The 19,889-nt window shown below is 68.2% G+C and carries 18 protein-coding genes and 1 pseudogene; 13 read left to right on the top strand and 6 right to left on the bottom strand.

Annotated features, from left to right (window positions below):
• Positions 1-42: 42 nt before the first annotated feature.
• On the top strand, positions 43-2,355 hold the full coding sequence (locus tag RIB45_RS03305) for an adenosylcobalamin-dependent ribonucleoside-diphosphate reductase (protein ID WP_502882551.1): 2,313 nt from the start codon (positions 43-45) through the stop codon (positions 2,353-2,355).
• A gap of 51 nt (positions 2,356-2,406) precedes the next feature.
• Positions 2,407-3,564, top strand: a complete 1,158-nt coding sequence (locus tag RIB45_RS03300) for a DUF2125 domain-containing protein (protein WP_350048743.1) — start codon at positions 2,407-2,409, stop codon at positions 3,562-3,564.
• A gap of 9 nt (positions 3,565-3,573) precedes the next feature.
• On the opposite strand, the gene RIB45_RS03295 is transcribed toward RIB45_RS03300, so the two are convergent.
• Positions 3,574-4,524: an AEC family transporter gene (locus RIB45_RS03295; RefSeq protein ID WP_350048741.1), complete on the bottom strand. Its 951-nt coding sequence runs from the start codon at positions 4,522-4,524 to the stop codon at positions 3,574-3,576.
• Between the two features lie 129 nt (positions 4,525-4,653).
• Between RIB45_RS03295 and RIB45_RS03290 the strand changes: the two genes are divergently transcribed.
• Together RIB45_RS03290 and RIB45_RS03285 are read left to right on the top strand one after the other, a co-directional pair.
• The gene (locus RIB45_RS03290) at positions 4,654-4,947 is read left to right on the top strand and encodes a hypothetical protein (protein ID WP_350048739.1); all 294 of its coding nucleotides are present in this window, start codon (positions 4,654-4,656) and stop codon (positions 4,945-4,947) included.
• Positions 4,948-5,160: 213 nt separating this feature from the next.
• Positions 5,161-5,721: an HNH endonuclease gene (locus RIB45_RS03285; RefSeq protein ID WP_350048737.1), complete on the top strand. Its 561-nt coding sequence runs from the start codon at positions 5,161-5,163 to the stop codon at positions 5,719-5,721.
• 27 nt (positions 5,722-5,748) lie between these two features.
• Here RIB45_RS03285 and RIB45_RS03280 read toward each other — a convergent pair whose 3' ends face one another.
• Genes RIB45_RS03280 through RIB45_RS03270 form a run of 3 tightly spaced genes read right to left on the bottom strand, consistent with a single transcriptional unit; the run spans position 5,749 to position 7,513 of the window.
• Positions 5,749-6,354 carry a demethoxyubiquinone hydroxylase family protein gene (locus tag RIB45_RS03280; RefSeq protein WP_502882546.1) on the bottom strand — a complete coding sequence of 202 codons (606 nt, stop codon included), beginning with the start codon at positions 6,352-6,354 and terminating at the stop codon, positions 5,749-5,751.
• Between the two features lie 9 nt (positions 6,355-6,363).
• Positions 6,364-6,885 (bottom strand): disulfide bond formation protein B, encoded by a 522-nt coding sequence (locus tag RIB45_RS03275; protein ID WP_350048735.1) that lies wholly within the window; start codon positions 6,883-6,885, stop codon positions 6,364-6,366.
• 37 nt (positions 6,886-6,922) lie between these two features.
• Complete coding sequence (locus tag RIB45_RS03270) at positions 6,923-7,513, bottom strand: YqaA family protein (protein WP_350048733.1); 591 nt, start codon at positions 7,511-7,513, stop codon at positions 6,923-6,925.
• A 168-nt stretch (positions 7,514-7,681) separates the two neighbouring features.
• Here RIB45_RS03270 and RIB45_RS03265 point away from each other — a divergent pair, with 168 nt between their 5' ends.
• The 9 genes and pseudogenes from RIB45_RS03265 to RIB45_RS03225 all read left to right on the top strand — a co-directional run bounded on the left by RIB45_RS03265 (position 7,682) and on the right by RIB45_RS03225 (position 18,679).
• A complete protein-coding gene (locus RIB45_RS03265; protein ID WP_350048731.1) occupies positions 7,682-8,323 on the top strand; it encodes a RhiA family protein in 642 nt (213 codons plus the stop codon).
• A gap of 147 nt (positions 8,324-8,470) precedes the next feature.
• Positions 8,471-9,415 (top strand): annotated as a pseudogene (gene mdh, locus RIB45_RS03260) (malate dehydrogenase); the annotation flags it as partial.
• A gap of 388 nt (positions 9,416-9,803) precedes the next feature.
• Positions 9,804-11,000 (top strand): ADP-forming succinate--CoA ligase subunit beta, encoded by a 1,197-nt coding sequence (gene sucC / locus RIB45_RS03255; protein ID WP_350048729.1) that lies wholly within the window; start codon positions 9,804-9,806, stop codon positions 10,998-11,000.
• Positions 11,000-11,875: a succinate--CoA ligase subunit alpha gene (gene sucD, locus RIB45_RS03250; protein WP_350048727.1), complete on the top strand. Its 876-nt coding sequence runs from the start codon at positions 11,000-11,002 to the stop codon at positions 11,873-11,875. Before sucC ends, sucD begins: the two co-directional genes overlap by 1 nt.
• 125 nt (positions 11,876-12,000) lie before the next feature.
• Positions 12,001-15,246 (top strand): 2-oxoglutarate dehydrogenase E1 component, encoded by a 3,246-nt coding sequence (locus tag RIB45_RS03245; protein WP_350048725.1) that lies wholly within the window; start codon positions 12,001-12,003, stop codon positions 15,244-15,246.
• 92 nt (positions 15,247-15,338) lie between these two features.
• Positions 15,339-16,658, top strand: coding sequence for a 2-oxoglutarate dehydrogenase complex dihydrolipoyllysine-residue succinyltransferase (gene odhB, locus RIB45_RS03240; protein ID WP_350048723.1), 1,320 nt, complete (start codon positions 15,339-15,341; stop codon positions 16,656-16,658).
• Positions 16,659-17,161: 503 nt separating this feature from the next.
• Positions 17,162-17,878: an AzlC family ABC transporter permease gene (locus RIB45_RS03235; RefSeq protein ID WP_350048721.1), complete on the top strand. Its 717-nt coding sequence runs from the start codon at positions 17,162-17,164 to the stop codon at positions 17,876-17,878.
• Positions 17,871-18,206 carry an AzlD domain-containing protein gene (locus RIB45_RS03230; RefSeq protein WP_350048719.1) on the top strand — a complete coding sequence of 112 codons (336 nt, stop codon included), beginning with the start codon at positions 17,871-17,873 and terminating at the stop codon, positions 18,204-18,206. The genes RIB45_RS03235 and RIB45_RS03230 overlap by 8 nt, the downstream gene beginning before the upstream one ends.
• 35 nt (positions 18,207-18,241) lie before the next feature.
• Complete coding sequence (locus tag RIB45_RS03225) at positions 18,242-18,679, top strand: SRPBCC family protein (RefSeq protein ID WP_350048717.1); 438 nt, start codon at positions 18,242-18,244, stop codon at positions 18,677-18,679.
• A gap of 7 nt (positions 18,680-18,686) precedes the next feature.
• Here RIB45_RS03225 and RIB45_RS03220 read toward each other — a convergent pair whose 3' ends face one another.
• Positions 18,687-18,980 (bottom strand): hypothetical protein, encoded by a 294-nt coding sequence (locus RIB45_RS03220; protein WP_350048715.1) that lies wholly within the window; start codon positions 18,978-18,980, stop codon positions 18,687-18,689.
• 32 nt (positions 18,981-19,012) lie between these two features.
• The gene (locus tag RIB45_RS03215; RefSeq protein ID WP_350048713.1) at positions 19,013-19,675 is read right to left on the bottom strand and encodes a hypothetical protein; all 663 of its coding nucleotides are present in this window, start codon (positions 19,673-19,675) and stop codon (positions 19,013-19,015) included.
• Positions 19,676-19,889 lie beyond the last annotated feature (214 nt).

Genomic DNA, 19,889 nt, shown 5'->3' with positions numbered 1-19,889 from the left:
GTGCAGATCGTGACCGACGCGTTCTCCAGGCGCATTTGGGACATGAAGTACCGGCTGAAGCGTCCGGACGGCTCGCCTGTGGACAGTTCCATCGAGGACAGCTGGGACCGGGTCGCCGCGGCGCTGGCCGAGGCCGAGGACGCGCCCGATCGCTGGCGGCCGGTCTTCCGCGCGGCGCTGCAGGACTTCCGCTTCATGCCGGCCGGGCGCATTTGGGCGGGGGCCGGGTCCGACCGGGACGTGACGCTTTTCAACTGCTTCGTCATGGGGACGATCCCCGACAGCATTCCCGGCATCTTCGACGGGCTGAAGGAGGCCGCGGTCACCCTGCAGCAGGGCGGCGGCATCGGCTACGACTTCTCCACAATCCGGCCCAAGGGCGCGGTGGTGCGCGGCGTCGGCTCCGACGCCTCCGGCCCGATCAGCTTCATGGAGGTGTGGGACGCGATGTGCCGCACCATCATGTCGGCCGGCTATCGCCGCGGCGCGATGATGGGCGTCATCCGCTGCGACCATCCGGACGTGGAGGCCTTCATCGACGCCAAGGCCGAGGCCGGACGCCTCATCAACTTCAACATGTCGGTGCTGGCGACCGACGCCTTCATGGAGGCGGTCGACGCCGACGCGGATTGGGATCTGGTCTTTGGCGGGAAGACCTATCGCACCGTGCGCGCGCGCGATTTGTGGAATCGCATCATGCGCTCCACCTACGATCACGCGGAGCCGGGCGTGATCTTCATCGACCGGATCAACGCGCGCAACAATCTGGCCTATTGCGAGACGATCGCGGCCACCAATCCCTGCGGGGAGCAACCGCTGCCGCCCTACGGCGCCTGCCTGCTGGGCTCGATCAATCTCGCACGCTTCGTCGACCGGCCGTTCGCGGAGGACGCCGCGCTCGACGAGGAGGCGATGGCCGAGACGGTCGCGACCGCCGTGCGCATGCTGGACGATGCGATCGACGTCTCGCGCTTTCCGCTGGAGGCGCAGCGCGAGGAGGCGCAGGCCAAGCGCCGCATCGGACTCGGGGTGACGGGACTGGCGGACGCGTTCCTGATGCTGCGCGTGCGCTACGGCAGCGCGGACTCGATCGCCCTGACCGAGCGCTGGCTGGGAGGGCTGCAGCGCGCGGCCTATCGCGCGTCGGTCGAGCTCGCGAAGGAGAAGGGCGCCTTTCCGCTGTTCGACGCCGAGCGCTATCTGGAGAGCGAGACGATCCGGCGCCTGGATGCGGACGTTCGCGACGCGATCGCAGCGCACGGCGTCCGCAACGGCCTCGTCACCTCGATCGCGCCGACCGGCACGATCTCCCTGGTGGCGGACAACGTCTCCTCGGGCGTGGAGCCGGTCTTCTCCTTCCGCGCCAAGCGCAACGTGCTGGCGCCCGACGGCGGGCGGGAAAGCCATGACGTGGTCGACTACGCCTATCGCCTGTTCCGGGAGACGTTCGGGGCGGAGGCGGAGGTTCCCGGATATTTCGTCGACGCCCAAAGGCTGGCCCCCGACGATCATCTGGCGATCCAGGCCGCCGCCCAGCGCCATGTCGACAGTTCGATCTCCAAGACCGTCAACCTGCCCGCCGACATCTCTTTCGAAGCCTTCAAGGACGTGTACGCCAAGGCCTACGCGATGGGCTGCAAGGGGTGCACCACCTACCGTCCGAACGAGGTCACCGGCGCCGTGTTGAGCGCGAGCGCGGAGGACGAGCCGGCGTCCGCCGACGATCCGAGCCTGTCGGTCGAGCCGGCCGAGACGCCGCCCGCCCAGGGAGCGGCCGCCGAAAGCCGGCCGGCGGCGCGCCCCGACGGCGAGGTGGTCTATATGAGCGAGCCGCTGGACCGCCCTCAGGCCCTTGAAGGGCGGACCTACAAGCTGCGCTGGCCGGAAAGCGACCATGCGATCTACATCACGCTGAACGACATCCAAGAAGGCGGCGAGGGCGGCCGGCGCCGGCCGTTCGAGGTCTTCATCAACTCCAAGAACATGGAGCACTACGCCTGGACGGTGGCCTTGACCCGGATGATCTCCGCCGTCTTCCGCCGCGGCGGCGACGTCGCCTTCGTGGTCGAGGAGCTGAAGGCGGTGTTCGACCCGCGCGGCGGCTACTGGATGGGGGGCAAGTACGTGCCCTCTCTGCTCGCCGCGATCGGCGAGGTGATCGAACGCCACATGGTGGAGATCGGCTTCCTCTCCGCCGGCGAACGGCCCGGTCTCGGCGGCGATCCCGCCAAGCGCGCGGCGGCGCAGGCCGGCGGCCGGCCGGGCGCGCAATGCCCGCGCTGCGGCGAAGCCGGCCTGGTGCGCGAAGAGGGCTGCGACGTCTGCGCCAGCTGCGGTTGGTCGCGCTGCGGCTGAGAGGCGCGCTTTCCTTGCGCGCCGCGCGGACTCGCCCTAAGGCTTTCCGTCATGATCTTGCGCCGCTCCCTCCTCGTCGCGCTCGCCTTTCTCGTCCTCGCGACGGGCGGCTACGCCGTCTATTGGTGGATCGCCGCCGCTCAGGCCGAGAGCGCAATCGACCGTTGGATACAGGATTGGCGACGCGGCGGCTACACGGTCGAGACGGCGGCGCGCACCCTCGGCGGGTTCCCCGGCGTGGTCACGCTGGATCTAGACGCCGTACGGCTCATCGACCCCGAAGGCGTCTGGGCCTGGGAGAGCGATCGCCTGCGTTTCGAAGTACGACCCTGGGCGCCGACCGACTACCGCGTTGAGCTGTTCGGGACCAGTCGCCTCACAGCGCCGATCGACGGGACGCCGCGCCGCATCGATTTGGCGGCCGAGCGCGCGGTCGGCGGGGCGGAGATCGATTTGAACGGCGCATTGCGCCGCGCGACCTTGACCCTCGACGCGCTCGCGATCGACAGCGCGGACTTGGCGCTCGACGCGGCGGCCGATCGGGTCGTCGTCACGCTCGACCTGCCGGCCGCGCCGCCGACGGGGGCCGACGATCCCAGCGCCGAGCTGATGCTGAGCGCCGACGGCGTCGACCTGCCGCCGCGCCACGCCGGGCCGCTGGGCGATCGGGTGGAGCGGCTGTCGACCCGCATGCGCGTGATGGGGCCGGTGCCGCAGGCGGGCCTGCGCCGCGCGCTGACGCTGTGGCGCGACGCCGGCGGGCGCCTGGAGACGCCGTGGCTCCGCGTCGGGTGGGGGCCGCTCGGCCTCGACGCCGAAGGCCAGATGACGCTCGACGGCGAGCTGCGTCCCGCAGGCGGCTATCAGGCGCGGATCAGCGGTCTCGACGGCGCGATCGAACGCTTCCGAGAGGCGGGGCTGATCGACCCCACGGCGGCCCGGTTGCTGGTCGGCGGCGCGCGGCTGTTCGCCCGACAGGGCTCGGACGGGCGCGCCTATATCGAGATGCCGCTGACGGCGGAGAACGGCGGGCTCTATCTCGGGCCGATCCGGGTGGCGCAGTTACCGCCGGTCGTGCCCGCGCCGCGCGATCCGACGGCCCCGCCGCCGGTCGCCCCCGCCCCGCCGGCCGGCGCCGTGGAGAGCGAGGATCTGCCCGAGATCCAGGACCCGCCCACCGTCGGTCCCGACTTCCCGCGCGACGGATAGCCGACGCCCTCACACGCCGCCGGCGTCGAACAGCACCAACATGCCCCACAGCGTGAAAAGGCTGGCCGTCGTCGAGAGCGACACGGCCGTGGCCGAGATCGCCTGGCCCGTCCCGTATTTCGAGGAGAAGACGAACACCATCAGCCCGACCGGGAGGCCGGCGGTGATGGTGGCGATCTCCACCCACTCCCGCTCCAGGTGGAAGAGGTAGGTCGCCAGCAGATACGTGATCGCCGGGAAAAGCAGCGTTTTGGCGACGGTGACGACGCTCGCCTGCAGGACCCGCCCCTTAATCCCGTGGCGCACCAGCGAAGCGCCCAGGACGAACAGCGCGCACGGCGCGACCGCCGCCTGCATCATCCCGGCGATCCCGTTGACCGGCTCCGGCACGCCGAGCCCGGAGAGGTTGGCGGCGAGGCCGAGGAAGATGCCCACCAGGATTGGGTTGGTCACCAGCGATTTCGCGACGTTTCGCGGCAGATCGCGCAAGGTTGAGCGATCTTCGGCCCCCTGCTGGACCTCCAGCAGCAGCGTGGTGACGGTGAAGAACAGGAGCCCGTGCACCGACAGGATAAGGAAGAAAGGCAGCGCGCCCTCTTCGCCGTAGGCGGCCAGCGTGATCGGAATGCCGACCATCACCGTGTTGCCGAAGGCGCAGGCCATGCCGGTCAGCGTCTGCCCCATCGGCGGACGGCCGAAGGCGAGACGCCCGGTCAACATGCCGAAGCCGTAGAGCAGGATCGCGCCCAGATAGAAGCTGCCGAACAATCCCCAGGGCGGCGTCGCCGGCAGATCGGTGGTCCCGACCGTGCGAAGCAGCAGGGCGGGGACGCAAAAGTTGAAGACGAAGCTCGCAACCGCGTCCACTGCGCCGTCCTTGATCCAGCCGAGCGCACGCGCGACGGCGCCGAAGACGACGACGCCGAAGACCGGCAGCATGATGTCGAGCAGGATCTCCATGGGCCGCGCAGATAGCCCTAGCCTCGCCGGAAAAACAAGCGCCCGCGGTTGCCAGCGGGCGGGGTCCGTGGCACTGCTGTCCATGCGGCGTCGCGCCGGTCCCGGCGCGTCACGAAGGAGGCGACGAGCATGCCCGATCTTTGGATCTACGGACGCAAACCCGCAGCGACGATCCGCTATCGCCACGGCGGCTTCAACGCGACCTTTCCGATGAACGGCCACACGGTGGTGGAGCAGGCCGGCATCGAGCGCGAACGCGCCGCCCAGCGCGCAGCCCGCGAGGAGGCCGACCGCGAGCGCCCGCCGACCCCCGAGGGCTTCGAGGCGCAGAACGTCCTCTCCTTCCCCGAGCGCGCCGCGCGCGGCAAGCGCGGGTCGGGACCGGGCCGGCCCGGCAAGCGGCCCGGCGGCTATCGGGAGTGAGCGGCGGCGCGTCGAGCGATTTGTCACACGCGCGCAACCTCTTTACCGTACCCCTCGGCGCGCGGCGGCGCGATTTTTACAAGGACGTGATAATTCGCCGCGTCAGGCCACAAAATGTTGTGGCGTGAATCGGTTCGGGCTAGACTCGGTCCCGATCCCGCCCTCCCCGATCGAGCGGATCGAGAGGGTCGAGCGAGGAGAGCGCGTACTGCGATGCGGCTGAGCTTGAGCGAACACCCGGCCCTGGTGCTGAACGCGGATTTCCGTCCGCTCAGCTACTTTCCGCTCTCCATCTGGTCATGGCAGGAAGCGATCAAGGCGGTCGTCGCCGAACGGGTCAACGTCATCAGCGAATACGACCGCGCCGTGCACAGCCCCTCCTTCGAGATCAAGCTGCCCAGCGTCATCTCGCTGAAGGAATACATTCAACCGGCCCGCCGGCCGGCCTTCACGCGCTTCAACGTCTTCCTGCGCGATCGGCTGCTGTGCCAATATTGCGGCGATCCCTTCTCCGCGCCGGATCTGACCTTCGATCACGTCATTCCGCGCAGCCAGGGCGGCACGACGACGTGGGCCAACGTCGTCTCCGCCTGCGGGCCCTGCAATCTGAAGAAGGGCGGACGCACGCCGGGCCAGGCGTCGATGCCGCTGCTGCGACGGCCGTGCGAACCCTCGACCTTCGAACTGCAGGAGAACGGCCGCGCCTTTCCGCCCAACTTCCTGCACGAAAGCTGGCGCGATTATCTCTATTGGGATACCGAATTGGAGGAATGAACGGCCGGCGCCGGCGCGCGCGCCCGCTCAGAACCGCTCCGACAGCCAGATGGCGAGTTTCGACGCCCGCTTGATCGCGCCGTAGAGGATCGGATAACCGGCGGCGCCTTCCGCGCCGTGCTCCAGCCCGATGTCGCGGTGCTCCAGTTCTTCCTGACGGAAGCGCTCGATCGTCTCTTTCAACTCCGCCTCGTCGTCGGGCAGGGCGTCGCGCTGTTGGCGGTAGTGCTCGTCGATCGTCTCCTCGACCGCGACCGTGCAGGCCATCGCCGCCTTCTCGCCCATCAGCGCGGTGCCCGCGCCCAGCGCGTAGCCGGCGGCGTGCCAGAAGGGGCTGAAGATGGTCGGGCGCACGCGCCGGCGGGTCATGATCTCGTTGAACGCATCGAGATGCACCTGCTCCTGCGCCTGCATGTGGCGCAGCACCTCGCCGTGACGGCCCGCGCCGAGGACCCGCAACTGGCCCTCGTAGATCCGTTGCGCGCCGTATTCGCCGGCCTGGTCGACGCGGATCATGCGCTCGACCTCCTGGGCGCGCCGGCCGCGGAACCCCGGATCGCCCGGCAGGTATTTCGGCCCCAACCGGCTGTTGCGGCCGCGCGGGGCGGGGCTGTCGGTCGTCTGCGCGCTCATCGTCTCTCCTCAGTTGCTGCGCGCGCCGGCGCGACGCATCACGCCCACGATCAGCGCGGCGCCGCCCAGCGACAGCAGCAGATTGTAGGCCGCCATCGACAGGCCGAACAGGGACCACGGCGTTTCGTCGCAGCGCGGAGGCGGCGGCCCTTGCAGGGATTGCTTCAGGCCGCCGAGATCGCTCGGCAGCGCGGCCGCGCCGCTGCAGCCGCTGGGTCCGGCCCACCAGCCGTACTCAACGCCGACATGATAGCCGGCGAGCCCCGCGTTGCCGAGGAGCGCCAGAGCCGCCAACCCCAGCGCCACCGAGGCGACCAGCGGCGCGCGGCGTCCCAGAATCGCGACGCAGGCGAGCCCCAAGGCGATCCACCAGGGCAGGCGCTGATAGAGGCACAGCTCGCACGGCGCCAGACCGACCACATGTTCGAAATAGTTCGCCGCGCCCAGCGTTCCCGCCGCCAGCAGCGCGACGACGATCCCCAGCGCTGCGGGACGGGAGAGAGCGTTGATCGGGGCGGACGAAGCGGTCATCGCAGGAATACTCTCCTGGTCGCGAAGGGCGGCGGCGTCAGATCAGATACTTAATCGCGACGAAGCCGCCGACCAAGAGGATGAAGAACAGCGTCGTCATCAGCCCGAAGCGCTCTTCGATCAGCGTGCGGATCGGCGGGCCGAATTTCCACAGCAAGGCCGCGACCAGGAAGAAGCGCAAGCCCCGCCCCACGATCGAGGCGCCCGTGAAGGCCAGCGGGTCGAGCGCCAGCGCGCCCGAGGCGATGGTGATGATCTTGTACGGGACCGGCGTCAGCCCGCCGCCGAAGACGATCCACCAGCCATATTCGTGATAGCGCTCGCGCACCGACTCCAGCGCGCCGGGCGCGGCGTAGAGATGGACCAGCGGCTCGCCCAGCGTCTCGAACAGGAAATAGCCGATGGCGTAGCCGCCGAGCCCGCCCGCGACCGAGGCCGCGAGGCACACGGCCGCATAGAAAAACGCCCGGTTCGGCCGCGCGATCACCATCGGGATCAGCATCACGTCCGGCGGGATCGGAAAGAAGCTGCTCTCCGCGAAGGACACGACGGCCAGCCACCAGACCGCATGCGGATGCGCGGCCTTGGCCATGGTCCAGTCGTAGAGGCGGCGGAGCGGAGTGAGCATGGAGCGATCGTCTATAGAACAGCCGGCGCGCGCGCAACGCACAACAAGACGCCCTGAAAAGCTTTATATTTGCAAAATCGCTATTTTAAATTGAATGATCGCCGACGAAACGGCCTGGCGTCGCTCGCCATGCTGTGACGACGCGGCGCGCGCAGGAGCGGACGGATCATGACCACCGAAATGAAACTGCATCTTCACAACGAGACGAAAGCGGAGAATCTCTATCTCGCAGTCTATCAGCGACCGCTTTCTGGAGAGCCGGACGGCCTGAATTCGATCGCCTGGACGGTTCAGCCGCTGGGGCCGGGCCAGTCGGCCGACCCGGTGATCTATCGCTTCGCCTATCAGCTCTGGGCGGCGGAGACGACCGTGGTCGGCGACGCGTCGCGCCGCACCACGCTGGTCGACGCCGCGCCAGGCGAACGCTGGAAGTTTCTGCAAGTGGACGCGACCTTCACCGCGATGCACCGGGCCGAGGAGCCCGCGACGTCGCACGGGTATATTGAACTGTTGAACGAGTCCCCGATGATGATCGACGCCGGTTTGGCGGTGGACGGCCGGCCGCTGCTGGTCCGCGAGCGTTTGGGACCGCAGCAGATTGCGGCGATCACGCCGAACCATGAGCTTTGCATCGCCGCGATTCCCGAAATCCATACCGGAGACGCCTTGCCGGCAGACATGGCCAAGCGTCCCGGCGCCGTGATCGACTTCCTGGCGGCGCCGGGGCCGGTCGATCGCGATGTGCGGGTCCGGGACGCCGCCGACGGGGCCGGCGGGCTGACTTGGCAGGTGACGCCGCACATCCATTAGCCGGGTTCGGACCGCCCCCGCCCCCTCCCGCCTTGCCCTCGCCCGCGCTTTGGCGTAGCAATCCGGGCGATCATTCGACACACCGGCGCCGGCCTGTCGCGGGGCTCGCCCGCTTCGGCGCCCAGGGGAAGGGATCTCGTACTCATCATGGCCAGGAAAAAGATCGCGCTGGTCGGCGCGGGCAACATCGGGGGCACGCTGGCGCTGCTGGCCGGCCTGAAGGAATTGGGCGACATCGTTCTGTTCGACATTGTCGACGGCGTGCCGCAGGGCAAGGCGCTGGACATCGCGGAAGCCTCGCCGGTCGAAGGCTTCGACGCGAAACTGGCCGGCGCCAGCGACTACAAAGCGATCAAGGGCGCGGACGTCGTCATCGTCACCGCCGGCGTGCCGCGCAAGCCGGGCATGAGCCGAGACGACCTGATCGGCATCAACACCAACGTGATGAAAGCCGTCGGCGCGGGCATCAAGAAGAACTGCCCGAACGCCTTCGTCATCTGCATCACCAACCCGCTGGACGTCATGGTCGGCGTGCTGCAGCGCGAATCCGGCCTGAAGCCGGAGAAGGTCGTCGGCATGGCCGGCGTTCTCGACAGCGCGCGCTTCCGCTATTTCCTGGCGGAGGAATTCGGCGTCTCGGTCGAGGACGTCACGGCCTTCGTCCTCGGCGGGCACGGCGACAGCATGGTGCCGCTGACGCGCTACTCCACCGTCGCCGGCATTCCCGTGCCGGACATGATCAAGATGGGCTGGTCCACCAAGAAGAAGATCGACGACATCGTCCAGCGCACCCGCGACGGCGGCGCCGAGATCGTCAATCTCTTGAAGACCGGCTCGGCCTTCTACGCCCCCGCCTCCTCGGCGATCGTCATGGCGGAAAGCTACCTCAAGGACAAGAAGCGCGTGCTGCCGGCGGCGGCCTATTGCCGCAAGGAGTACGGGCTGAACGGCCTCTATGTCGGCGTGCCGGTTGTGATCGGCGCGGGCGGCGTCGAGAAGATCGTCGTGATTGAGATGACCAAGCCAGAGCGCAAGATGTTCGATCACTCGGTCGATCAGGTGAAGACGCTGAACGAGGCGCTGAAAAAGGTCGAGGCGGAGCAGAAGAAGGCGCCCGCCAAGAAGGCGGCCGCCAAGGAGGCTCCCGCGAAGAAGGCGAGCGCCAAAAAGGCCGGCGCCAAAAAGGCCGGCGCCAAGAAGGGCGGAGCCAAGAAGGCCGCCGCCAAGAAGAGCTGAGGCGAACGGGGCGGCGTCGCGAACGCCGCCCTTTCCGTCCTGACGCCCGCGCCGCCGCCATGGGGGCGGTTGAACGGCGGGGGTATGCTGCTAAAGTGCCCGCGGATCGCCGCCGCCCGCCGCCTGCGCGCTGTCAGGCGGACGATCGGCCGGGGAAGACAAAGAACCGACAGAACCGAAGCCGCGCCGGGTCCGGCCTATCGCCGCCGGGGCGCGTCTTGAGGACACGGGGAACCAGGAACCCATGAACATCCACGAATATCAGGCGAAGGAGTTGCTTCGCCGCTTCGGTGTGGCCGTACCGGACGGCAAGGTCGCCTACACCGCGGAAGAAGCCGTGCAGGCGGCCAACGACCTCGGCGGCCCGATTTGGGTCGTGAAGTCGCAGATCCACGCCGGCGGCCGCGGCGCCGGGCGCTTTCAGAACGATCCCGACGGCAAGGGCGGCGTGCGCGTCTCCAAGTCGATCGAAGAGGTTCGCGAGAACGCCAAGGCCATGCTGGGTCGGGTGCTGGTCACCAAGCAGACCGGCGCTGAGGGCAAGGAGGTCAAGCGCCTTTACATCGAGGACGGCTGCGACATCCAGCGCGAGCTCTACCTCTCCATGCTGATCGATCGGGCGACCAGCCAGGTGACGATCATGGCCTCCCAGGAGGGCGGCATGGAGATCGAAGAGGTCGCGGCCGAGAACCCGGACGCGATCTGCAAGGTTTCGATCGATCCCGCCAGCGGCATTTCCGGCTTCCACTGCCGGCGCATCGCCTTCTTCCTCGGCCTTGAAGGGCCGCAGATCAAAAGCTGCACGAAGTTCCTGACGGCGATGTACAAGGCCTTCATCGAGCTAGACGTCAGCCTGGTCGAGATCAATCCGCTGGTCGTCACCGGCATGGGCGACGTGATCGCGCTCGACGCCAAGATGAACTTCGACGACAACGCGCTGTTCCGTCATTCCGACGTCGCCGACATGCGCGACGTGGACGAGGAGGATCCCTCGGAGATCGAGGCCTCCAAGCACGAGCTCAACTACATCAAGCTCGACGGCTCGATCGGCTGCATGGTGAACGGCGCGGGCCTCGCCATGGCGACGATGGACATCATTCAGCTGAAGGGCGGCAGTCCCGCCAACTTCCTGGACGTCGGCGGCGGCGCGACGAAGGAGCGGGTGACCGCCGCCTTCAAGATCATCCTGTCGGATGAGAACGTCGAAGGCATCCTGGTCAACATCTTCGGCGGCATCATGCGCTGCGACGTCATCGCCGAAGGCGTGGTCGCGGCCAGCCGCGAGGTGAACCTGGACGTGCCGCTGGTCGTGCGTCTCGAAGGCACGAATGTCGAGCAGGGTAAGAAGATCATGGCCGAGAGCGGTCTGCCGATCATTCCGGCGGACAATCTGGCCGACGCGGCCGAAAAGGTCGTGGCCGCGGTCAAGGAGGCGAAGTAATGGCGGTTCTGATCGACGCGAATACGAAGGTCATCTGCCAGGGCTTCACCGGCGCGCAGGGCACCTTCCACTCCGAACAGGCGATCGCCTACGGCACCAAGATGGTGGGCGGCGTGACGCCCGGCAAAGGCGGGGGCTCGCACCTTGACCTGCCGATCTTCGACACGGTCGCGGACGCGCGCGCGAAGACCGGCGCCGACGCCAGCGTGATCTACGTGCCGCCCCCCTTCGCGGCCGACGCGATCCTTGAGGCCATCGACGCCGAGACGCCGCTCGTCGTCTGCATCACCGAAGGCATCCCGGTGCTCGACATGGTCAAGGTCAAGCGGGCGCTGACGGGGTCCAAGACCCGGCTAATCGGGCCGAACTGCCCGGGCGTCATCACCCCCGACGCCTGCAAGATCGGCATCATGCCGGGCCACATCCACAAGCGCGGCAAGATCGGCGTGGTCTCGCGCTCGGGCACGCTGACCTACGAGGCCGTCGCCCAGACCTCGGCGGCCGGCCTCGGCCAGTCGACCTGCATCGGGATCGGCGGCGATCCGGTGAACGGCACCAACTTCATCGACTGCCTGGAGATGTTCCTGGACGACGATGAAACAGAAGGCATCGTGATGATCGGCGAGATCGGCGGCACCGCCGAGGAGGAGGCCGCGGAGTTCTTCAAGCGGTCCAAGGTGAAAAAGCCGATGGTGGGCTTCATCGCCGGCGTGACCGCGCCCCCGGGCAAGCGCATGGGCCATGCGGGCGCCATCATCTCGGGCGGACAGGGCACGGCGGAGAGCAAGCAGGACGCGATGCGATCGGCCGGCATCCGCGTGGCGGACAGCCCATCGGCTTTGGGCTCCACGATGGTGGAAGCCCTGAAGGGCTAGACGGCGAAGCGCGCCGGCGCCGGCGGAAGACCGGCGCCGGCGTCGCGCTTTTGGGCGGACGGCCGATCCCCGGCGGGGGCTTGGGCAGGCGGCCGACGCCGGTTGACGAAGGAGCGCTGAGGGCGATGGCGTATATCGGCGAGAGCACACCGCTTTACGGGGCGAACGAAACCTATATCGCGGAGTTGTTCGAGAAGTGGCGGAACGATCCCGACGGGGTCGACGCGGGGTGGCAGGCCTTCTTCGAAAGCCTCGGCGACGAGGACGAGGTGCTGCTCGGCAACCACTACGGCCCCAGTTGGGCGCCGCGCCAGACCAAGGTCGTCGGCCGCAACGGCGGCGATCGGGGCGAACTGACGCTTTCGGACGCGCTGAGCGAGCCGGTCAAGGACGGCACCCCCTTCCAGCAGTTGCTGGACTACATGAAGGCCGGCGGCGGCGTCTCGACCGACGCCGACCGGATCCGCCAGGCGACGCTGGATTCGATCCGCGCCCTCATGCTGATCCGCGCCTACCGCATGCGCGGGCACACCGAAGCGAACTTGGATCCGTTGAATCTCGAACATCGCGCGGAGCATCCGGAGCTCGATCCCTCGACCTACGGATTCGGCGACGGCGATTGGGATCGGCCGATCTTCATCAACTACTATCTCGGCCTGGAAAGCGCGACGCTGCGCGAGATCGTCAAGATCTGCCGCGAGACCTATTGCGGCAGCATCGGCGTCGAGTTCCTGCACATTCAGGACGGCGAGGAGAAGAGCTGGATTCAGGAACGCATCGAATCCAGCCGGAACCGCAAGGACTTCACCAATCTCGGCCGGCGCACGATTCTCGAGCGGCTGACCCACGCCGACGTCTTCGAGACGTTCCTGGACCGCAAGTACCGCGGCACCAAGCGTTTTGGGTTGGACGGCGGCGAATCGCTCGTTCCCATGATCGAGCAGATCTTCAAACGCGGCGCGCAGCTGAACCTTGAGGAGGTCGTGCTCGGCATGGCGCACCGCGGGCGGCTCAACGTGCTCGCCAACCTGATGCAGAAGCCCTATCAGCAGATCTTCGCCGAGTTCGAGGGCATGCCGGCGAATCCGGATTCGGTGCAGGGCTCGGGCGACGTGAAGTACCATCTCGGCACGTCGGCCGATCGGGAGTTCGAAGGCAAGACCATCCACCTGTCGCTGACCGCCAACCCGAGCCATCTCGAGTGCGTCAACACCGTGGTGCTCGGCAAGGTGCGTGCGAAGCAGCGCCAGCGCGGCGACAGCGAGCGCGACAAGGTCATGGGCCTGTTGCTGCACGGCGACGCCGCCTTCATCGGCCAGGGCGTGGTGGCCGAGACCTTCCTGCTCTCTCAGCTGCACGGCTATCGGACGGGCGGGACGATCCACATCGTCATCAACAACCAGATCGGCTTCACCACCGCCCCGTCGAAGTCGCGCTCCTCGCCCTATTGCTCCGACATGGCCAAGACGATCGACGCACCGGTCTTCCACGTGAACGGCGACGATCCGGAGGCCTGCGTCCACGTCGCGAAACTGGCGATCGAATATCGGCAAAAGTTCAAGAAGGACATCGTGATCGACATGTGGTGCTACCGCCGCCACGGTCACAATGAGGGCGACGAGCCGATGTTCACGCAGCCCTTGATGTACAAGAAGATCTCCTCGCACCCGCGCGCCCGGCAGATCTACGCCGAGCGGCTGGAGGCCGAAGGCGTCGTCGAGCCCGGGACCGGCGACAAGATGGTCAAGGAGTTCGAGACGACGCTCGACGCCGAATTCGACACCGCCAAGGGCTTCAAGCCGAACCGGGCGGACTGGCTGGAAGGCAAGTGGGCCGGCCTGTCGATCGCGGAGAGCGGCGCGCGCCGCGGCGACACGGCCGTCGACATGGATCTCCTGAAAGAGGTCGGCTACGCGATCAGCCAGACCCCTCAGAACTTCACCGTCAACTCAAAGATCCAGCGTCAGCTTGAAGCCAAGCGCAAGATGATCGAGACCGGCGAGGGGATCGACTGGGGCACCGCCGAGGCGCTCGCCTTCGGGACCCTGTTGTGCGAGAGCACCTCGATCCGACTCTCCGGCGAGGACAGCGAACGCGGCACCTTCTCCCAGCGCCATTCTGTGCTGGTCGATCAGGAGAACGAGAACCGCTACGTCCCCCTCAACAACATCCGCATGGGTCAGGCGCCGTTCGAGGTGATCGACAGCCCGCTCAGCGAGTTCGGGCTGCTCGGCTTCGAATACGGCTACGCCTCGGCGGAGCCCCATGCGCTGGTCCTGTGGGAGGCGCAGTTCGGCGACTTCGCCAACGGCGCGCAGGTGATCATCGACCAGTTCATCAGCTCGGGCGAGGCCAAGTGGCTGCGCATGTGCGGTTTGGTGATGCTGCTCCCCCACGGCTATGAGGGCCAGGGGCCCGAGCACAGTTCCGCCAGGCTCGAGCGCTATCTGCAGAACTCGGCCGAGGACAACTGGCAGGTCTGCAACGTGACCCAGCCGGCGAACTATTTCCACGTTCTGCGCCGGCAGGTGCGCCGTAACTTCCGCAAGCCGCTGATCCTGATGACGCCCAAGTCGCTGTTGCGGCACAAGAAGTGCGTCTCCAAGCTGAGCGAGTTCGGCCCCGGCACGACCTTCCACCGGGTGCTGTGGGACAACGCCCAGCTGGAGGGGACGCTCGCCGCGGACGAGAAGATCAAGCGGGTCGTGCTTTGCTCCGGCAAGGTCTATTTCGACTTGGAGGCCGAGCGCGACCGCCGCGGCATCAAGGACATCTATCTGCTGCGGGTCGAGCAGCTCTATCCCTTCCCCTTCTACGCGCTCGGGCAGGAGCTCTCGCGGTTCCCGAACGCCGACATCGTTTGGTGCCAGGAGGAGCCGGAGAACATGGGCTCCTGGCAATTCCTCGATCGGCGGATCGAACGGGTGCTGGAAGAGATCGCGCACGGCCCCTGCCGTCGGCCGAACTATATCGGCCGCGACGCCGCCGCTTCGCCGGCGACCGGTCTCGCCAAGCGCCACCAGGCGCAGCAGGAGCATATCGTCGACCATGCGTTGAGCTTGAAGCCGATGACGGTCACCGTCGGCGGGGTGAAAGTCGGCGGAACGCCGGCGCTGCGCGCGGACGCCGAGCTGGAGCCCGGCTTCGGCGCCCGAACGGCGCCGGCGGTCAAGGGGACGTCGAAGCAAGCCGGCGGGACAAAGGCCGCGGTCAAGAAAGCGCCGTCAAAGAAGGCCGCGACGAAGTCCGCGGCGAAGAAGACGGCCTCAAAGAAGGCGTCCGCCAAAAAATCCGCGGCCAAGAAGACGGCGGCCAAGAAGGGGTCCGCGAAGAAGTCCGCGGCCAAGAAGGCGACGGCGAAGAAGGGCTGACGGCGAGCGCCGGTGCAGCCGCGCGCAACTTTCACAGGGAATGACGCGCCGCCTAGGGCGGCGTTCGAACAACGGAAGACGGGATTAGGTCCATGGCCACGGATGTGACGGTGCCCACGCTCGGTGAATCGGTCAGCGAAGCGACGGTCATCAACTGGTTCAAGGCGGTCGGCGACGCGGTCGAAAAGGACGAGGCGGTGTGCGAGCTCGAGACCGACAAGGTCTCGATCGAGGTCCCCTCGCCGGTCGCCGGCGCGCTCGCGGAGATCGTCGCCGAGGAGGGAACCGACGTCGAGGTCGGCGCCGTGCTCTGTCGCGTCGAGGAAGGGGCGTCCGGTTCCTCCTCCGGCGGCGGCGAGAAGGAGGCGCCGAAAGAGGAGGCCCCGAAAGAGGAAGCGTCTAAGCAGGATGCGCCTGCGGCGGCTTCGGGCGGCGGCCAGGCGGCGACGCACGAGACCCTGTCCCCCGCGGTCGCCAAGATGGTCGCCGAAAACGACCTCGACCCCTCGAAGATTCCGGCCACGGGTCCCAAGGGCAATCTCACCAAAGAGGACGTGCAGAATTACATGGCCGGCGGCGGCGAGGCCCAATCGGCCGCCGGCGCAAAGGCCGCGCAGCCGGCGGCCCAGGCGCCGGCGAAGAGCCCCGGCGCGCAATCCAAGCCCGCAGCGCCGAGCTACGAGCCGGCCGGAGACCGCCCCCTCGACCCGCGCGGCGAGGAGCGGGTCAAAATGTCCAAGCTGCGCAAGGTCATCGCGACGCGTCTCAAGGAGGCGCAGAACTCGGCCGCCATGCTGACGACCTTCAACGAGGTCGACATGGGGCCGATGATGGACCTGCGCGCCGAGTACAAGGATCGGTTCGAGAAGAAGCACGGCGTGAAGCTCGGCTTCATGAGCTTTTTCGTGAAGGCGGCCGTCGTCGCGCTGAAGGAGCTGCCGGCCGTCAACGCCGAGATCTACGGCGACGAGATCATCTACAAGAACTACTACGACATCGGCATCGCGGTGGGCACACCGCAGGGTCTGGTCGTGCCGGTGCTGCGCGACGCGGACAAGAAGAGCTTCGCGGAGATCGAAGGGTCGATCGCCGACTTCGGCCGTCGCGCCCGCGACGGCAAGCTGACGATGGCGGAGATGCAAGGGGGCACCTTCACCATCACCAACGGCGGCGTCTTCGGCTCGCTGCTGTCGACCCCGATCATCAACCCGCCGCAGTCGGGAATCCTGGGCATGCACAAGATCCAGAAGCGCCCGATCGTCAATTCCGACGGCGAGATCGTCGCCGGCAACATGATGTATGTGGCCCACTCTTACGACCACCGCATCATCGACGGCCGCGAGGCGGTGACCTTCCTGGTGCGCCTCAAAGACGTGCTGGAGGATCCTGCGCGTCTGCTTATCGACGTCTGAGGCCTCGCTCGTCGGCGCGACACCGGCCGGTTGGCGGCGCATCGTCCTCCGCGGCGGCGCCGCGCCCCGCGCCGTCCGGAAGAACGACGCCGACGGCGTCAGGGCGGCGGGCGGCCGAGACGCCGACCTTTCCAGACGCCGACCTTTCCAGACGGCGAGCCGCCCAGACGGCGCCCCGCCCGTCGCCGCCCCGCCCGTCGCCGGCCCCCCGCCGCCGCCCCGACGCCGCCCCGCCGCCGCCCCACCCGCACAGGGGGCCAAGTCTTTGGAGGTTCTGAATTGCATTACACATTTTGTGTAATAAAGCCTGAACCGCGCGCCGGCGCGTCCGCGTTCTACGCTCCTGTGTCGGGCTTCGCCGCGCCGCAGGTCGCCGGACCGCAGGCCGTCGGGCTGCACCTGACCGGGCGGCCGGCCGCCGCACCGCACGCGGCAGGGCGAGAGACGGCGGCGCCCGCATCCCGATCAGACGCGCGGCGCGGGCTTTCGAACGGAGCGCGGTCGTGAGCCGGGACACAGCGCGGACCGCAGCGCTAAAGGGCGCGCGACGCTGCGTCGGCGTGCCGGCGTTAGGCATCGGGCTTTCGATGGTCGGATTCGGCGCGCTGGCCGCGGATCTCGGCTTCTCAGGGCTGCAGGCGCTGCTGGCGACCGCTCTGATCTGGGGGCTGCCCGGTCAGATCGCCTACGTGGAGTTGGCGGCCGCGGGCGCGCCGCTTTCGGTTCTGATCGCCGGCGTCGCCTTCGCCAACATGCGGATGCTGCCGATGACCGTCACCGGCCTTCCGGCGGTTCTGGGGGACCGCCGCCCGGGTTTTGCGGGCCGCCTGCTTCTTGTTCAGTTCATGGCCGTCACGGCCTGGACGCAGATGAACGCCGACACGCCGGATCTGCCCAAGCCCGCGCGGCTTCCTTACTATCTCGGCTTCGTGGCGGTGCTGTACGCCGCCGGGCTCAGCGGCACGCTGATCGGCTACGCCGCCGGCGCGGTGCTGCCGGATCCGGCGATGCGGATCGCGGTCTTCATGACCCCGCTCTATCTGCTGCTGTTGGTGGCCGCGGCTCGCCATCCGACGAATCAGGCGGCGGTCGGATTGGGCGCGGTCTTAGGGATCGCCTTGTTTCCGCTGATCGGCGACGCCTCCGTGCTCGCCGCCGGGCTTATCGGCGGGACTGTCGCGGTCGCCGCCCGTCGACGCGCGGACCCGCGCGATGGCTGATCCGCTTCCCCTGTGGCCCCTCTTGGCCCTGGCCGTGGCCGCGACCTTCGTCTGGCGCTTCGCCGGCGTCGTGGTGGCCGGCCGGGTCGACGTCGAAGGACGCTTCTTCGCCTGGATCGCCGCCGTCGCCTACGCGATGGTGGCCGGGCTGATGGCGCGGGTCATCCTGATGCCGCGCGGCGACATCGCCCCGGAGACGCTGTGGCCGCGCGCGCTGGCGCTCGCGATCGGCTTCGCGGTCTGGAAACTGAGCGGGAAACGCCTTACCTGGGGGCTTGGCGCAGGCGTCGGGGCCTTCGCCGCTCTGGTCGCGTTCGGCCTCGCCTGAGGCGGCGCGGGCCGTCAGGGGAGAGTTCGGCCGCGATGCACGCCTTCACCGTCAGCGAACTGATCCGCGCGCCGATCGACCGGGTATGGGCCGTCGCCGGCGACCCGACCCGCTTTCCCGAATGGATGCAAGGCGTCGATCAGGTCGAGCCCCCGGACGACGGTCCGATGGAGGCCGGCGCCCGGCTGCCGATTACAGTGACCGACCGCGGCCAGACGCGGACCAGCACGCTTAAGCTCGTGGAGTGGGACCCGCCTCACGGCTTCGCCATCGCCGCCGGCAACGACAGCGCCGGCACCCGCTACCGTTACCGCTTCGAGCCGGCCCGAGACGGGACCGCCACCCGCGCCGTCCTGGAGGCCGACGTGATCATCCAGGGCAAATGGCGCTTCTTCGCGTGGCTTCTAAAGAAGGGCATGAAGCGCGCCGACGGCGGACAATTGCGCGCGCTGGCGAGACTTGCGGCGCCGTAAGGCGGCGTCAGATCGGCTTCGGCTCCTCCATCGCGTCGAGACCGTCGTCGCCCCTCTCCTTTTCCTTCGGCTTCAGCGGGTCGACGCGGCGGATGATGATGTCGCCGTTCGGCAGGATCTCCGGCGCTTCATAGGTCGGGATCGTCATCAACAGCATCTCCAGCGCGGAGACGATCTTGCCCAGCCCCTCGCGCGCCAGATCCTCGGGCGAGCCTTTCTCTTCAGCCCCGGCCGCGGCGGGGCCGGCGGCCAGGACGACGCAGATCGCCGCGGCGGACAGAAGACGGCTCGGTCGAAACATCGCTCTAACACCTCCTCAGACGCGGGCGGCCCTCACCACCCGAGATTATAGCGCATCATCAGCGTTGAGTTGACGGAACTCTCGCCGTCGCGCAGCGCCGGCTCGCGGAGCAGCGGGTCGAGGCCCATTTCGGTTCGGGCGTCCACGCTCAGCCCCTCGGTCACGGTGACGCCCGCCCCCAGGTCGAGGCTGTTGCGCACCGGCCCCAAAGCGGTGTTGGGCGCGGTCAGCGGATCGGCCACTTCGAAGACGCTGCGGGCCCCGACCTGAAGATCGACGCCAGGGCTCAACGAATCCGACAGGCTCGCGCCCAACGAGCCTTGCGCCGGATCGAACGGGCTGGCGATCGGCTTTCCCAATTCGGCCTTGGTCTTCAGCGGCCCGCGCCCGATCTCGGCGTAGGCCCCCGGCGTTTCACCCGCCTTCACGCCGACTTCCGCGCCCGGTCCGCTAAGCAGCCGACCGTCGAACGATTTCTGCGGGGCCGGCGCAGGCGCCGCGACGCCGTAGTCCGGCAGCGGAAGCGCCACGCCGCGGTGGTCCGTCGCCGCACGGCCCTCGAGCGCTGGGGAGACATCCGGGGGCGGGGCCTGCAGGGCGGGCGATGCGCTCGGCGTCGGCGTCATCGGCTGGGGGCGCGCCTGATCGGCCGCCAGCGCCGGCCCTGCGAGACACGCGAACGCCGTCGCCGCCACAGCGGCGCGCCATCCTCTGCGTCCTCTCGCATCCCGATGCATGCTCTGCCTCTCGTCCTCAGAAAGTCCTGTCGTCGCGCGGACCGGAGGTGGGCCTTTTCCCCCGGGCTTCCAAGATGCGGCCCGACGTCGTCGATGGGGATAACGCCCGATCATGGCGAGGGCGTGGCGCGGTCGCGGCGCTGGCGCGGCCCGCGGCGGCTTGCCGATCCGC

The sequence above is a fragment of the Marivibrio sp. genome (assembly GCF_040218065.1).
Classification (GTDB): Bacteria; Pseudomonadota; Alphaproteobacteria; order UBA8366; family Aestuariispiraceae; genus Marivibrio.
Note: the sequence above shows the minus strand (reverse complement) of the source record. Positions and strands in the feature narration are given on the sequence as shown.